The organism is uncultured Arcobacter sp. (assembly GCF_937982575.1).
Taxonomy (GTDB): Bacteria; Campylobacterota; Campylobacteria; order Campylobacterales; family Arcobacteraceae; genus Arcobacter.
On the sequence record NZ_CALJLR010000009.1, the window covers coordinates 15,506 to 28,759 of the forward strand.

Below are 13,254 nucleotides of genomic sequence, written 5' to 3' on the forward strand. Positions count from 1 at the left end.
ATGTATATAAAAAGTGTTTATAAACTACTAAATGAGAATAGAACGGCAAAAGAGTATAGAAAAGATTTAAAAGAAATTTCAAGTTTAAATCTAAGAAGAAATTCAAAGTTCAATGTAATGGCTGTTTATGGAGCCATAAAGGCATTAAGTAATATAAAGTATAAAGATACCTTATCAACATATATTTCAAGTGAATATGGCTGTATTGAAGACCTATTAAAGGTTTTAAATCAAATAAATAGTGATGATTCTTTTGTTATGCCATTTGATTTTTTAAATGTAAATACAAATAATACAGGATTTGTAATATCTCAGGCTTTAGAAGTTTTTGGAAATAACATAAATATAACATCTGAAGATTTATCTTTTGAAAAAGCATTTGAGTTGGCATATTTTGATTTTCATTATAAAAAAGTAAGTGATATCTTAATAGGTGGAGTAGATGAATCTTTGGATAAGGTACTAAGTGCCAACTCTAATATTAATAATTTAGAAAATTTAGTTTCAAAAGATGGCTCTTCGTGGATATATATAAACGATGAGAAAATTAATTCTTTGGCTAAAGTAAAACATTTTGATTTTTTTGTAAATGTAAATGAATTAAATAGTTATTTAAAGACAATTGATTATAAAGTAGTAGGATTAAATCAATTTGCAAAAAAATATGTAAGTGAATTAGAGGTTAATAAAGAGTTAGTATATAAAAATCAAGATAACTTTTATGGAACATACAGTGTTGCTGATATTATTGATATATTAAATGAAAAAAAAGAATCAGCTATTTACATTAGTTTAGATTCTAAAAAAAGAGCTTATCTGTTTTATTTTGAAAATATTAAATAGTTTTTAATATTCTAAAAGCTTCTTCTTCTAAAGTTGAAGCTTTTATCAATATATTTGAGATTTCTTTTGCATCAAATCTTTCTATTTTTTTTGCGGACTCCACACATTTTAAAGCAAAATATCTTAGCGTATCTCCTGATTGGGTAATTAATTCACTGGCTTTTTGAATCTTTTCATTATCTAAATTATATTTTTTTGATTCTTGTAAAAATGCAGCATATAAAAATCTAAATCCACCACCACCTGTTCCAATCTCTTCTTGCATTCTAACAATATGTGTTAAATAGTTCTTTATATATCTATTATCCTTGTTCTTTTGAAGTTTTTCTATTGATTTTGCTAATCTTCTCATACCTTTTACTCCTGCAAAAGGAAAGGGTGTTAACATTGATTTTGCATTTTTTCTAATGGCTTTTTTTATTATTGGTGTAAAATTAATATTTTCAGGAATATTTGTTGGGTAGTATAAAAATCCTTTTGGGGCAAATGCTCCTTTTGCAAATCTTGCTTTTGTTAAATCCTTTTCGCTACACTCAACAACATCTTCAAAAACAGGATCAGAGATTTTGTACTTTTTCCCAGTTTTGCCATAAACTAAAAGATTGTGTGCATTGAAATGAAATCTCATATTCTCAGGCATATAAGGAAGGTAAAAAACTGAAGTTTGTAAACCTACTAGTTTTTTTTCATCTTCTACTATTTTTGTTAGTTCAAGATTTGCTTCCAAAAGATTTTTATACTGTTTTTTTAAAATAGTAACACCCAAAGTTTTTTCAATCTTTTTTACAATATTTTTAGGTAAGTCCCTATAGGCTATTAGTGGTAAATTATTTATTTTTATAAAAGGCAAATATGCAAAAGACAGAGTGCTTGTTATTCCAAAAGCCATAGGTTCACTTATTTCTAAGCCATAGTGAGTTAGTAGTGTTGATACAACTCCACTTTCACAGTGGGCAAATTGGGAATGTTTAAAGTTATCTATCATATTTTAAAATCCTTTAGTTCTTCAATTTCAATTGAAAAAGCATCTGCATATTTTTGAATAGTTTTATTATTCAGCTTTTTAAAGATTTCCATTCTTAAGTGTCTTTTTACTCTAAATGAAAACATACCAACTGCACTTGCTAGCGTTGGTAAATCCATTCTATTTTTATACATAAAATATTTAATTGGTGAAGCAATGTTATTATTTATATCTTCTAAACACTCTTTTTCTAACTCTTTATACTCTTCAACTGCTGTAATAGTTGCAAACTCTTCAACACTACTTGCATAATTTATTCTTTGAAAATCCCCATGCTCATCTGTTCCATACATTACTTTTTTTTGTCCATTTAATGTAGAGTTATTCTCTTGGGGAATTTCAATTTTTTTCATTACACAACTTTTAAAGACATGAAGGCAGTTGAAAATCTTCCACTTTCTGGGATATAGCAAAGAATTTTTTGTCCTTTTTTTAAATTGCCACTGTTAAATAACTCTTCAAGCATTATATATATAGATGCACTTCCTGTATTTCCATGAGTGACTAGATTTGTAAACCATTTGTCATATGGAATTTCAAAGTTAGCTTTTTTTAAGCCTTCATATAGTTTATCTCTAAAATATGTTGAAGAGTAGTGTGGTAAAAAGTAATTATATTCTTCTGCTTTTATATCTCTTTTTTTAATTATTTCAATTAATGGTTTAATTACTGTATATTCAACGATATTTTCATTTAGAAGTTTTACATCTTGTCTTACACTTAGTAATGATTTTTTCATCACTTCTTCTTGTTCGTATGCTCTCCAAGATTGAATTGAATTGTTCTCAAGTATTTCTAGTCCGCTATACATACAAACAGGCATTTCTCCCGCATATGATAATACATCTATAAAGTCTATTTTTAAAGAAATTTTATTTTTATTTGGACTATTTTCAACTCTCATAGCTCCTGCACCATCTGAAAGCATCCATCTTAGAAAATCTTTTTCAAATGCTATTCCAGCATTTTTTTCCAATTCAGCTAGTTTGTGATTTGATTCTTCTGTAAAGTTTCTAGCACATAAAATGGGAGATGAAGCCTCTGATCCACATGATACAGCTTTTGTGATTTCGCCTGCTTTTATTCCATAATAGATATATTTTAAAGCATTTATTCCACTTAGACATATTCCAGAAGCTGATATAGTTTCAATTCCATTGATACCTAACTCACCTTGCACCATCAAGGTATGACCAGGCATCAATTGATCAGGAGAGGTAGTTCCACAAGCAAGGCATTCTATATTTTCTAAGGTAAAATCTTCATCTATCAATTTTTCTATAGCATTTGAACAAAGTTGTGCATTTGTAAATAAAGGTTTTTGAGTCCCTTTTTCTAAAACATAAAATCTTCTTTTAATTCCATTACTTCTTAAAACTATATTTTTAGCTTTTGATTTTTTTCCGCCAATATATCCAAGATATTCTTCAATATCTTTATTATCCACAGGTTCATTTGGCATAAACTTTTGAATATTATTTATATAAACATCTGACATTTATTGATATTCCTTTATTCTTTCCTCACCACTACCTGATGGCAATTCATATAATTCTTTTTGTTTTATAACTGCATTTTTATTTATTTTTCTTAAAACCGATTGTATTATCATATTTATAGGTACTACTGTAACTATCATTAATAATAAAAATATTAAGTATAACATTACAACTGGTTTTCTTTTTATGTTTCCTGGTTTACCTATTTTTCTTATAAGTCCACCCCAAATAGTGAAACTTTTTGTTCCTATTTGTTCACTTCTGATAAGTTTAGTATTCACAACAACTGCTTTTAATCCATAAAGCAAACTTTTATTCTCTTTTTCTTTATCACTTTTTAGGGCATCAACTAAAGCTTTACCAAATCTTTGTGATTTTATTATTTCATCTTCACTTATACCAGCACTACTCAATCCAAAAATAGAATTCTTTTTACCAGTTAACATCCATCTTGGAGTTGTTATAAATGTTTCTAAAGAGTTTCCTTTATCTATCAAAACTACATTATCTATTAAGTTTGCTTCTAAGTCAGATAACATCTGTTTCATTTTTTCTTGTGCCATTATCCACATATTTCTACAGCCAATAAGTGTAATAACAGGTTTATTTTTAAATTTACTTTTTGCCCAAGAAGATTTTAAAAATGATGAGATAGGAATAGAAGGAGAAAGAAACCAAACTTGATAAGAAAGAATAATCAAGTCATAATCATTTGAGTCATCTTCAAACTCTTCTATTTCACAGGTGTCAAGATATACAGACTCTGGAAAACTATCCATAAAAGTCATAAGAGACCAAGGAAAAGGATAAGGTTTTTTTGGTTTAATATTTTTGTAAAAAAGTTCAATGTCTTCATTTTCGTAAAGGGGTTTAGTGAAGTTTTTAACTAGATTGTTTAGTTGTCCAGTTTGAGAATAAGAAACTACTAAAACTTTTTTTTGATTCAAATTAGATGCCTGAAAGATTAATTTTAATGTAGTAAAATATCATTTTTTTTATTAAAAATGAATAAGAGAAGTTATTATTTCATGATTATTAATGCAATATAGTATATAAATACTATATTACATTAATTTTTTATTTTGCATACATAGATAATTGAAGATTAATCGCATTTTCTAAGTTTTGAACCCAACCATTATAGTTTTGGTGGATTTGATTTGTTTGAGAGTTGTATTTTAAATTTAAACTACTTTTATATTTAATTGAGAAACTTTTTTCATTATATGGAATCTCTACAACTGCTTGATGTTGTCTAAGCATTATTTTACCCATTGCCAATCCAGGTTTAACTTGTGTTATAATCCAACCTTTTGAAGCACCAGCTATTTTGATTGCTTTATAAACTTTTTCCATAGATGCATTCACTTCTATTGGATCATTATTAACATTGTATACAGCAGCTGTTCTACAACCTGCTAAAATAAATAATGCTAAAAATAGTACACTAGATACTTTTAATATGTTTTTCATTTTGTCTCCTTAAAATTTTAAGATTATATCATTGTCATTATTATAATATAATTAATAAATTAATTATTAGTATAAAAATAATTTTAGTTTGCTTCTATTTTACTCAACTCTTTTAGGTTTAAATTATGGCAAAGCTTAACACCATACAAAAAGATTATCCATGAGGTATAAATCCATAGAAAAGTAAAAAGAAGTGTTGCCATTGAACCATATAGTGTAGTGTAGGTTTGATTATATAAGACGTAGTATACAAAAAGGTTTTTTGTTATTGAAATAACTACTAAAGTAATAAATGAAGATAAAAGTGCCGCTTTTACACTAATGTATGTATTCACAGTTAGCTTAAATAGTACAAAAAATATACTCCAACCAAGTATTAGTGTTAGTAAAAAATCAAAAATTGTATTATTATAAAAAGTTGTTATTATAATATATCCTGCAAATACTAATGGAAGTAGGGTAATAAAGAAAAGATAAAAGAAAAAAGAGGCATAGATTGACTTTCTTTTTGTTTTATGGATTTTATTTACAATATATTCGTAATCTTTAAAAAACATTGTAAAAACAAATAGCATATAAACAATCCCAATATTCCCAAGTTTATCAGAGTTTGAGATGAAGTTTTTTATTTGTTGTGCAAAGTTTTGTGAGTGGGATGGATTGATTAGGTTTAATATATAGTTTATAAATAGCTCAACATACTCATTAAACTGTTCTAGATTTGAAATTATTGCAATGATTAAGGCAAAAATTGGAAGAATAGAAAAAATAGTAAAAAAGCTAAGGCTTGCTGCGTAATAAGTTGTATCATCATTAAAAAACGAATCAAGGGCATCTATAACTTTTGCAAATAGTTTTTTACCATTTTTATTTTCCATTATTTCACTTTATAATCCCATTTTATGTGGATTTAGAATATTGTTTGGATCAAAGGCTTTTTTGATACTTTTAAATAGTTCAATTTCTGCTTGGTTAAAGGCAATATCCATAAAGGGTGCTTTTGACAAGCCAATCCCATGTTCTCCACTTAAAGTTCCACCCATATCAACTACAAGTTGAAAAATCTCTTCTATGGCTTTATGTCCATCATGCATCTCTTTTTCATTGTTTTTATCTTTCACCATTACATTAACATGAATATTTCCATCACCTGCATGGCCAAAACAAGGAACATTGAAGCCATATTTGTCACCTATCTTATATATCTCTTCTAGGGCCTCTGGCAATTTACTTCTAGGAACTGAAATATCTTCATTAAGTTTTTTAGTACCATAGATTGCTGTTGCAGGACTTGCATTTCTTCTTGCAAACCATAACTTAGATGCTTCTTCATCATCTTTTGCAACAATAAACTCAGTAGAACCATATTGAGCAAATGACTCTTTTAAAGTGTTTAACTGTTCATCAACTTCTGCTTGACTACTTCCATCAACATCACCTACTAAAATACCACCTGCATTTTCAGGTAGACTTACTTGTGGAAATTTTTCTCTTAATGCTTTTATTACAAGAGCATCTAAAAATTCCATTGCAACTGGATTTGCACCAGAGGCTAGTGATTTAAATACTGCATTCATAGCTTTATTTACATCTGGAAAAACACCCATGTAAGTCTGTTTGAATTTTGGTTTTGGGATTAGCTTAAGTGTGATTTCTGTGATAATTGCTAGTGTTCCTTCACTTGCTATTAAAATACCTGCGGTGTTATATCCTGCAACATCTTTGATAGTTTTTTTACCAGCTCTTATAATCTCACCATTTGGTAAAACAGCTCTAAGGGCTACTACATAATCTTTTGTTATACCATATTTTGCAGCTCTCATTCCACCTGCATTTTCACTTACATTTCCACCTAAAGTAGAGTAGTGCTCACTTGCTGGGTCTGGAGGATAAAATAATCCTACTTCTTCAGCTGCTTTTTGAAAATCCATATTAATAAGACCAGGTTGTACGATACCTAACATATTTTCCATATCTATTTCAAGTAGTTTATTCATATGTCTTTCAAGGCTAAGAATAATACCCCCTTCTGAAGGAAGTGCTCCACCTGTAAATCCACTTCCTGCACCTCTTGGAACAATTACTATCTTTTTATCATTACAGTATTTAAGTACATCTGATACATCTTGTTCATCTCTTGGAAAAACAACTGCATCTGGCTCAAATCTCTCTTTTGTAGCATCATAACAGTATGCTATTAGATGAGCTTTATCGCTTTTTACATTCTCTTCTCCAACAATAGAGATGAAATGATTAACATGCTCTTTATTTATCATTATTTAGCCCTAGTAAATTTGAATAGTAAGTGTTATAGTCTATTTGGTCACCTTTGCTTTTATTTTGTGCTAAATCACCATATAAAATCTCTTCTTCTGTTCTATTATCATCTAAAAAATCTGTAATAACTGAGAAGTCTAACCAACTCCAAATATCAGATGTAAATAGATTTGATTCTATGTTTTCAATTCTTGTATAAAATGGCATTTGTGTTTTACTTGAGATATTTGCTATTTTTTGTTTATTTAAAACTGTAAAAGTTCTACTATCCAATACGTATAAATCTGACTTAACCACTATAAATATAGTTCCCATATTTTGTGAAAGTGCAAACTCTTGAAGGATTTTTTGTGAAGGAAGAGGTCTATATTCACTTTTTAAATATGCCCCAAAAATATCTGAGTGCACGAAGTTATTGTAAGTGAATTTTCCTCTTACAGTTCTAAATGTATCTATGTTTGGAGCTATTAATAAACTTTGGTCATACATATAGTTTAATGTAAATATATCATCATTTGCAACAACTCTATTTGATGTTGGAATAGCATTTTGAGTTAGGTCTAAAAATGGAATAAATTTTACAACAGAAGAGTTTGCATTTGAACTTACTACATATGCACTTGATATAATTATGGTATTTCCATTTTCATATCTATGTTGAATAATACCACTTTGTCCAATTTTTAGGTTTCCTATGTTTATCGTGGCATTTTCACTAGTTACATTAGAAAGTCTGCTAATTTGTATTTGCATATCTACTTCTTTTGTAAGGTCATTAGTTGAAGTTAGCTCTTTGTCAATGATTATAGGATTGATATCACTTAATATATAGTTATAATCTAATCCTTTGTCTGCTGATTTGATATCTATATCTTTGATATACCAACCAGCTCTTTTCATCTCTTTTAAAGATTTCTCACCCTTACATTCACCACCATCTAATTTTGTGGTTTCGATACTTGATGGAGTTTCCCAACCTTTTTTATAACAAATTGTAGTTTTTGCATTTAATGTATTTGCAACTAAAAATGCAGCACCTAGTAGTAATAATCTTTTGTTTATCATTGTTTTTCCTTATTTAGCTTGTAACTCTTTTAATTTTTCTTTCACTACATTTACATGTAAGATCTCAGTAGTTTCACCTTTTGATTTCTTCTTTTTTCTCACACTCACTTTTTCCCAAATAGCAGCTATTTCACCTTCTGGGTTTATAATGAATGTAGTTCTTACTACTCCCATAGATTCTCTACCCATGAATTTTTTTAGTTGCCAAACCCCATAATCTTCACACATCTTTTTTTCTGTATCTGCAAGTAGTGTTATGCTTAAATTTTGTTTTTCTATAAAGTTTCTATGTTTTGCAGGTGTATCTGGACTAACACCTAAAATAGTTGCATCCAAATCATCAAATTCAGGCATTGAAGCAGTAAAGTCACAAGCTTCAGTTGTACATCCTGGTGTATTATCCCTTGGATAAAAATATAAAACTATCCAGTTACCTTTTATATCTCTAAGACAAATTTCCACATCATCTTGATTTGGAGCACAAAAATCTGGTGCAATTGTTCCTACTTCTAACATAATATAATTCCTTTTTATTAGTCCCTAATAAAAAGGGACCTTATGATTTTTTTCTTCTTTTTAGCATAGGAAATAAATTCCTATTAAAAGAAGCAAAAACTAAAGAGTCTCAGAAGAGACTTTTAATTCTTTATTGCTATAAATGTTGCAAAATTAACCCACTTAAAAAGTGTTTCACAGTGGCTAAAACCTGCATCTTTAATCATTTTTTTATTTTCATCTTCTGTATATGGTATCAAAACATTTTCCAAGGCTTCTCTTTTTTGAGAAATCTCAAACTCTGAGTAGCCTTGAGTTTTTTTAAACTCATAATATTCATCTATACACTGTTTGTTTAAAACTTTGTTTGATGATATTACCTTTTCACTAAAAATAAATACACCCTTAGTATCTAAAGAGTCATAGATTTTTTTTATGAGCTTTTCTCTTTGTAAAGGTCGTATAAATTGAAGTGTATAGTTAGATACTATTAAGTTTGCATCCAATAAATCTACATCGTGGATATCCCCACATATAAATTCAATATCAACTCCAAAAGCTTTAGCTTTATTTGAAGCTCTATTTAACATGGCTTGTGAATTATCAATTCCTATTAAGTTTAGTTTTTTATCACAATGTTTACTTAGTTCTATTAGTGTTGAAGCTGTTGAACAACCTAAATCAAAAACCTTGTAATCATCTTCTAAAAAGTTTAGTGCAAAATTTATAGTCAATCTTTGCATCTCTTTATAGTATGGAACTGAACGATTTAGCATATCATCAAATACAGATGCAACCTCTTCGTCAAATTCAAATTGTTTTTTAATTGATTTATTAAATACTTTATCTACCATGTAGATATTCTATCAAAATGATTATTAATATATATTTTATAAACTAAGATTAAAATAGTTTTTACAATCATTTATATCATTTAGGATTTGTTCTTTTAATTTTTCAAATGAATCAAACTTTTTATTATCTCTTGTTTTCTCATAAAACTTTATACTTACATCTTTTTCATGCACTTGAATATCATTGTTTATTATGTGGGTTTCAATGGCGAAGCTTCCATCTGTGGTTGTTCTATGACCTATAAAAGTAATAGAAGGGTGACTTTTGCCATCAACTATAGTTTTAGTAATATAAACACCTTCTTTTGGCAAGATGTATTTTGTTACGTTTAGATTTATCGTTGGGACAAACTCTTTTTTACCTAAACCTTGACCTCTTATTTGAAGACCAGTTATTTTGTATTTTCTTCCAAGTAGGGTATTTACAGTTTTAAAATCACCTGTTTTAATATACTCTCTAATTACTCTTGAATGAACAGGGATATCATTTACACTTATTTCATTTATTACTACTACATCACCATCAAATATTGATTTTAATTTATCAACGCAATAAGTTCTATTTTTACCAAAACAAAAATCAAAACCAACTACTATTTTTTTTAGACTTGGAAACTCAATTTTGAGTTGGTCTATGAACTCTTTTCCTTCCAAGTGTTTTATAGAGTTTAATTCATAATAAAAAATAGGAAACTTACTATACTCTTCTCTTGTATTTCCAGGTGTCATATTTGCATAACCTGATTCGATCACTACTACTGCACCATTTTTACTTAAGTTTGTAAATAATGACTGGTGAGCGATATGCATACCATCAAAACCACCAATTGCTATAGACGTTATGTCTTTTTTGCTTTTTTTCATTTCTTCCCTATATCTTTTTGAAAGTAAAAAAGTTCTTCGATATTTCCATCTTTACCCTCTAGTTTACTTTTAGAGTGTTCTATTAATTTCCAGTTTAAAAGTATCGTTACCCCTAAAAAATTTCTTCTAGATAACTCTATGGCATTTTTATCTTTTACCATACCTTTTTTGTCTCTTTTGACATTTGTTCCAACTTCAAATTGGGGTTTAAAAAGCACTATTATATTTTTTGCTGCTAATCTATTTATGTCATCTATAATATTGTGTAAACTTATAAATGAAACATCACAAGTAACTATATCAAAAATTTTATCTGAGGAAAAATCTCTAATATCACAATTTTCAAAAAACTCTATTTTTTCATGGTGCTTTATCTTTTCGTGGAGTTGATTACTTCCCACATCAACACAAGTTACACTTTCAACTTCATTTTCAAGGAGAACTTGCGTAAAGCCTCCTGTACTAGAACCTATATCTAAGGCAGTTAAACCTTCTAGGTTTAAATCTATCTCATCTAAAAAATATTTTAATTTATAAGCAGCTCTTGAAACATAAAAAGTATCTTCTAAAATCTCTACTTTTTGAGTCTCTTCTACATTAAAAGATGGTTTTGTTATAATAACACCATCTATTTTTATTTTATTTGCTTTTATAAGCTCATGGGCTTTGTTTCTACTTTGAATATTAAAAGCTTTTGTTAAAAATAAATCTAATCTCATAGGTGGAATTATAGTTGAAATTTGTTCAAAAAGAGTTTAGTTCAACCTTCGAAGAAAAAAAATCAAAATTTCTTGCTTTTTTAGCTCCATATTCAGAGTTTAACGATGTTATGCAAAGACTTAAAAGTGAACATCCAAAGGCTAGACACTTTGTTTATGCTTATAGATATTTAAATGAGTTTGACCAAGTTATTGAAAATAGTAGTGATGATGGAGAACCCAAAGGTACAAGTGGAAAACCCTGCTTAAACGTAATAGCAGGAAATGAGCTAATAAACAGTTTTGTAATAGTAGTACGATACTTTGGTGGAGTAAAACTAGGAACTGGTGGATTAGTACGCGCATACAGTGATGCTGTTAATTCTGTGATAAATATTTCCCAACTAGAAACTTATCAAAAACTACAGATACAAAATCTGCGATGTGAATATTCAGAGTTATCAAAACTTGAATACATAATAAAAAATTCAAACATAAATATAATCAATAAAGAGTTTGATTCAAGTGTAAACTTAACCTTGGAATCTACAAAAGAGGATTTTGAGCTTTTTAATACAGAGTTGCCCCTTGGAGTAAAATTACAATAAATATATAACTAATATGTAATTATTAAGAAATTAATAAGTATAATAATATTTTAAATTATTTATAAGGAAGTAATTTGAAGATTTTATTATATATATTGGTTTTTTTTGCAAGTTTATATGCTAATAGTAATGAATTTATTAATATAAATTTTAGAAATATGAGTCTTGAAGAGTTGATAAAAATCACTTCAAAACAGTTAAACAAAAATATCTTCTATCTTGGAAAGATTGAAGGTAGTGTTGATTTAATTACAAATAAACCTATACGAAAAAAAAGACTTCTAGAAATCTTAGAGTATGCCTTGGTAAAAAAAGGTTATGTTCTAAAAAAAGATGATGATATCTTAAAAATAGAAAACCTAAATAGCAATTTAAGCTCCCATAAAAGAACTATTGAAGTAATAAAAATAAAAAACCTAGAAGCAGAAAATATTTTAGAAGTTTTAAATACAATTTTTTCAAACAAACAATCAAAAACAGCTCCTCTTATAACTATAGAAAAAGATACAAACTCCATAATAATTACAGGAATGCAAAATGATATTTATAAAGCAAAAAAGTTTATTAGTGATATAGATAAACAAAGTGCACAAATATATATAAAAGCAAAGATTATTGAGATAAGCCAAACAAAAACAAAAGAGATTGGCTTGGAGTATGGATTGGCAGGATTTAACAAATATAGTTCAAGTACCTTAAGTACTTTTTCTAGCTCTTTTAACAGTTTAAATAATAGTTCAGTGGATTTTAGTGAGTTTAGTAGTTTTGGATTTGACATAAGTTCTTTGTCAAAGGGCTTAACATTAGGTGCAACTATAAATTTTCTAAAACAAAATCAAGGAGTAGATGTCATATCAGAACCATCTATTTTATGTATAAACAATAAAGAGTCATCAATTTATGTAGGCGAAACAAAGTCCTTTAAAACTGGGCAGACAACAAATACTTCAGGAACAACACAATCTTTTAAAAGAGAAGAGATAGGGCTAAGACTAAAAGTAAAACCAAGAATTACGGAAAATAAAATCATTTTAGAGATTAATACTATTTTAGAAGATGCAAAAGAGTCAACAACAAGTGAAAACTTAGATACTTCAAAAAAAGAAGTAAAAACTTCTGCTATATTGAATAATGGCGAAAGTGTAATAATAGGTGGATTAATTAAAAGTAGAAAATTTCAAATGGATTCGGGACTTCCTGTTTTAAAAGATATACCTATTTTAGGAAATCTATTCAAAAATCAAAAAGATGTAAATGATAAGATAAATTTAGTGGTGGTTATCACTCCCTTTATTATTCCTAAAAATACAACACTAAGTGTTATAAAAAGTAAAGTTGACTATTTAGCTAGACTTGAGGAGATTTATGTAAATAATTTACTTAAAAGTATTGAAGAAAAAAGTGAAAAAAAGCAGACACCTAATAATTTAAAAAATAATCACAAGCAAGTCCTAAAAAAGTATTTTAATATAGAAAATTAGCAAGTGTACAAAACTTTGTGTCAAACCGATAAATATCAAATTCTAATAGATTTAAAAACTCACTTTTTTTGTT

15 protein-coding genes are annotated in these 13,254 nt (G+C 28.0%); 3 read left to right on the plus strand and 12 right to left on the minus strand.

The genetic code is table 11. From position 1 onward, the window contains the following. A complete protein-coding gene (locus Q0617_RS08440; RefSeq protein ID WP_298752399.1) occupies positions 1-843 on the plus strand; it encodes a hypothetical protein in 843 nt (280 codons plus the stop codon). Here Q0617_RS08440 and Q0617_RS08445 read toward each other — a convergent pair. The 12 genes from Q0617_RS08445 to Q0617_RS08500 all read right to left on the minus strand — a co-directional run bounded on the left by Q0617_RS08445 (position 836) and on the right by Q0617_RS08500 (position 11,113). Then, positions 836-1,828: a BtrH N-terminal domain-containing protein gene (locus Q0617_RS08445; RefSeq protein ID WP_298752401.1), complete on the minus strand. Its 993-nt coding sequence runs from the start codon at positions 1,826-1,828 to the stop codon at positions 836-838. The two genes, Q0617_RS08440 and Q0617_RS08445, sit on opposite strands and share 8 nt — an antisense overlap. Next, positions 1,825-2,220, minus strand: a complete 396-nt coding sequence (locus Q0617_RS08450; protein WP_298752402.1) for a hypothetical protein — start codon at positions 2,218-2,220, stop codon at positions 1,825-1,827. Before Q0617_RS08450 ends, Q0617_RS08445 begins: the two co-directional genes overlap by 4 nt. Continuing rightward, a complete protein-coding gene (locus Q0617_RS08455; RefSeq protein WP_298752403.1) occupies positions 2,220-3,365 on the minus strand; it encodes a beta-ketoacyl-ACP synthase III in 1,146 nt (381 codons plus the stop codon). Before Q0617_RS08455 ends, Q0617_RS08450 begins: the two co-directional genes overlap by 1 nt. Beyond that, entirely contained in the window at positions 3,366-4,313 is a 948-nt protein-coding gene (locus Q0617_RS08460) for a dialkylrecorsinol condensing enzyme (RefSeq protein ID WP_298752404.1), read from the minus strand. A gap of 130 nt (positions 4,314-4,443) precedes the next feature. Continuing rightward, the gene (locus Q0617_RS08465) at positions 4,444-4,839 is read right to left on the minus strand and encodes a hypothetical protein (RefSeq protein ID WP_298752405.1); all 396 of its coding nucleotides are present in this window, start codon (positions 4,837-4,839) and stop codon (positions 4,444-4,446) included. Between the two features lie 83 nt (positions 4,840-4,922). Continuing rightward, entirely contained in the window at positions 4,923-5,717 is a 795-nt protein-coding gene (locus Q0617_RS08470) for a YihY/virulence factor BrkB family protein (RefSeq protein WP_298752406.1), read from the minus strand. Positions 5,718-5,726: 9 nt separating this feature from the next. Beyond that, positions 5,727-7,115, minus strand: a complete 1,389-nt coding sequence (locus tag Q0617_RS08475) for an FAD-linked oxidase C-terminal domain-containing protein (protein WP_298752407.1) — start codon at positions 7,113-7,115, stop codon at positions 5,727-5,729. Then, positions 7,105-8,181, minus strand: coding sequence for a plasminogen-binding N-terminal domain-containing protein (locus Q0617_RS08480; protein WP_298752409.1), 1,077 nt, complete (start codon positions 8,179-8,181; stop codon positions 7,105-7,107). The genes Q0617_RS08475 and Q0617_RS08480 overlap by 11 nt, the downstream gene beginning before the upstream one ends. Before the next feature lie 9 nt (positions 8,182-8,190). Beyond that, complete coding sequence (gene bcp, locus Q0617_RS08485) at positions 8,191-8,697, minus strand: thioredoxin-dependent thiol peroxidase (protein ID WP_298752411.1); 507 nt, start codon at positions 8,695-8,697, stop codon at positions 8,191-8,193. Between the two features lie 122 nt (positions 8,698-8,819). Next, complete coding sequence (gene cmoA / locus Q0617_RS08490) at positions 8,820-9,530, minus strand: carboxy-S-adenosyl-L-methionine synthase CmoA (RefSeq protein ID WP_298752424.1); 711 nt, start codon at positions 9,528-9,530, stop codon at positions 8,820-8,822. Between the two features lie 36 nt (positions 9,531-9,566). Then, positions 9,567-10,394: a bifunctional riboflavin kinase/FAD synthetase gene (locus Q0617_RS08495; protein ID WP_298752426.1), complete on the minus strand. Its 828-nt coding sequence runs from the start codon at positions 10,392-10,394 to the stop codon at positions 9,567-9,569. After that, positions 10,391-11,113, minus strand: coding sequence for a TlyA family RNA methyltransferase (locus Q0617_RS08500; protein WP_298752428.1), 723 nt, complete (start codon positions 11,111-11,113; stop codon positions 10,391-10,393). Before Q0617_RS08500 ends, Q0617_RS08495 begins: the two co-directional genes overlap by 4 nt. A 14-nt stretch (positions 11,114-11,127) precedes the next feature. On the opposite strand from Q0617_RS08500, the gene Q0617_RS08505 reads away from it, so the two are divergent. Continuing rightward, positions 11,128-11,700, plus strand: a complete 573-nt coding sequence (locus Q0617_RS08505) for a YigZ family protein (RefSeq protein ID WP_298752431.1) — start codon at positions 11,128-11,130, stop codon at positions 11,698-11,700. 74 nt (positions 11,701-11,774) lie between these two features. Continuing rightward, on the plus strand, positions 11,775-13,181 hold the full coding sequence (locus Q0617_RS08510; RefSeq protein WP_298752433.1) for a secretin N-terminal domain-containing protein: 1,407 nt from the start codon (positions 11,775-11,777) through the stop codon (positions 13,179-13,181). Positions 13,182-13,254 lie beyond the last annotated feature (73 nt).

Bases quoted from the DNA above. Each gene is read 5' to 3' on its own strand.
- Q0617_RS08480 (WP_298752409.1), bottom strand. From the start codon at position 8,181: ATGATAAACAAAAGATTATTACTACTAGGTGCTGCATTTTTAGTTGCA.
- Q0617_RS08445 (WP_298752401.1), bottom strand. From the start codon at position 1,828: ATGATAGATAACTTTAAACATTCCCAATTTGCCCACTGTGAAAGTGGA.
- Q0617_RS08475 (WP_298752407.1), bottom strand. From the start codon at position 7,115: ATGATAAATAAAGAGCATGTTAATCATTTCATCTCTATTGTTGGAGAA.
- cmoA (WP_298752424.1), bottom strand. From the start codon at position 9,530: ATGGTAGATAAAGTATTTAATAAATCAATTAAAAAACAATTTGAATTT.
- bcp (WP_298752411.1), bottom strand. From the start codon at position 8,697: ATGTTAGAAGTAGGAACAATTGCACCAGATTTTTGTGCTCCAAATCAA.
- Q0617_RS08465 (WP_298752405.1), bottom strand. From the start codon at position 4,839: ATGAAAAACATATTAAAAGTATCTAGTGTACTATTTTTAGCATTATTT.
- Q0617_RS08470 (WP_298752406.1), bottom strand. From the start codon at position 5,717: ATGGAAAATAAAAATGGTAAAAAACTATTTGCAAAAGTTATAGATGCC.
- Q0617_RS08440 (WP_298752399.1), top strand. From the start codon at position 1: ATGTATATAAAAAGTGTTTATAAACTACTAAATGAGAATAGAACGGCA.
- Q0617_RS08495 (WP_298752426.1), bottom strand. From the start codon at position 10,394: ATGAAAAAAAGCAAAAAAGACATAACGTCTATAGCAATTGGTGGTTTT.
- Q0617_RS08455 (WP_298752403.1), bottom strand. From the start codon at position 3,365: ATGTCAGATGTTTATATAAATAATATTCAAAAGTTTATGCCAAATGAA.
- Q0617_RS08500 (WP_298752428.1), bottom strand. From the start codon at position 11,113: ATGAGATTAGATTTATTTTTAACAAAAGCTTTTAATATTCAAAGTAGA.
- Q0617_RS08450 (WP_298752402.1), bottom strand. From the start codon at position 2,220: ATGAAAAAAATTGAAATTCCCCAAGAGAATAACTCTACATTAAATGGA.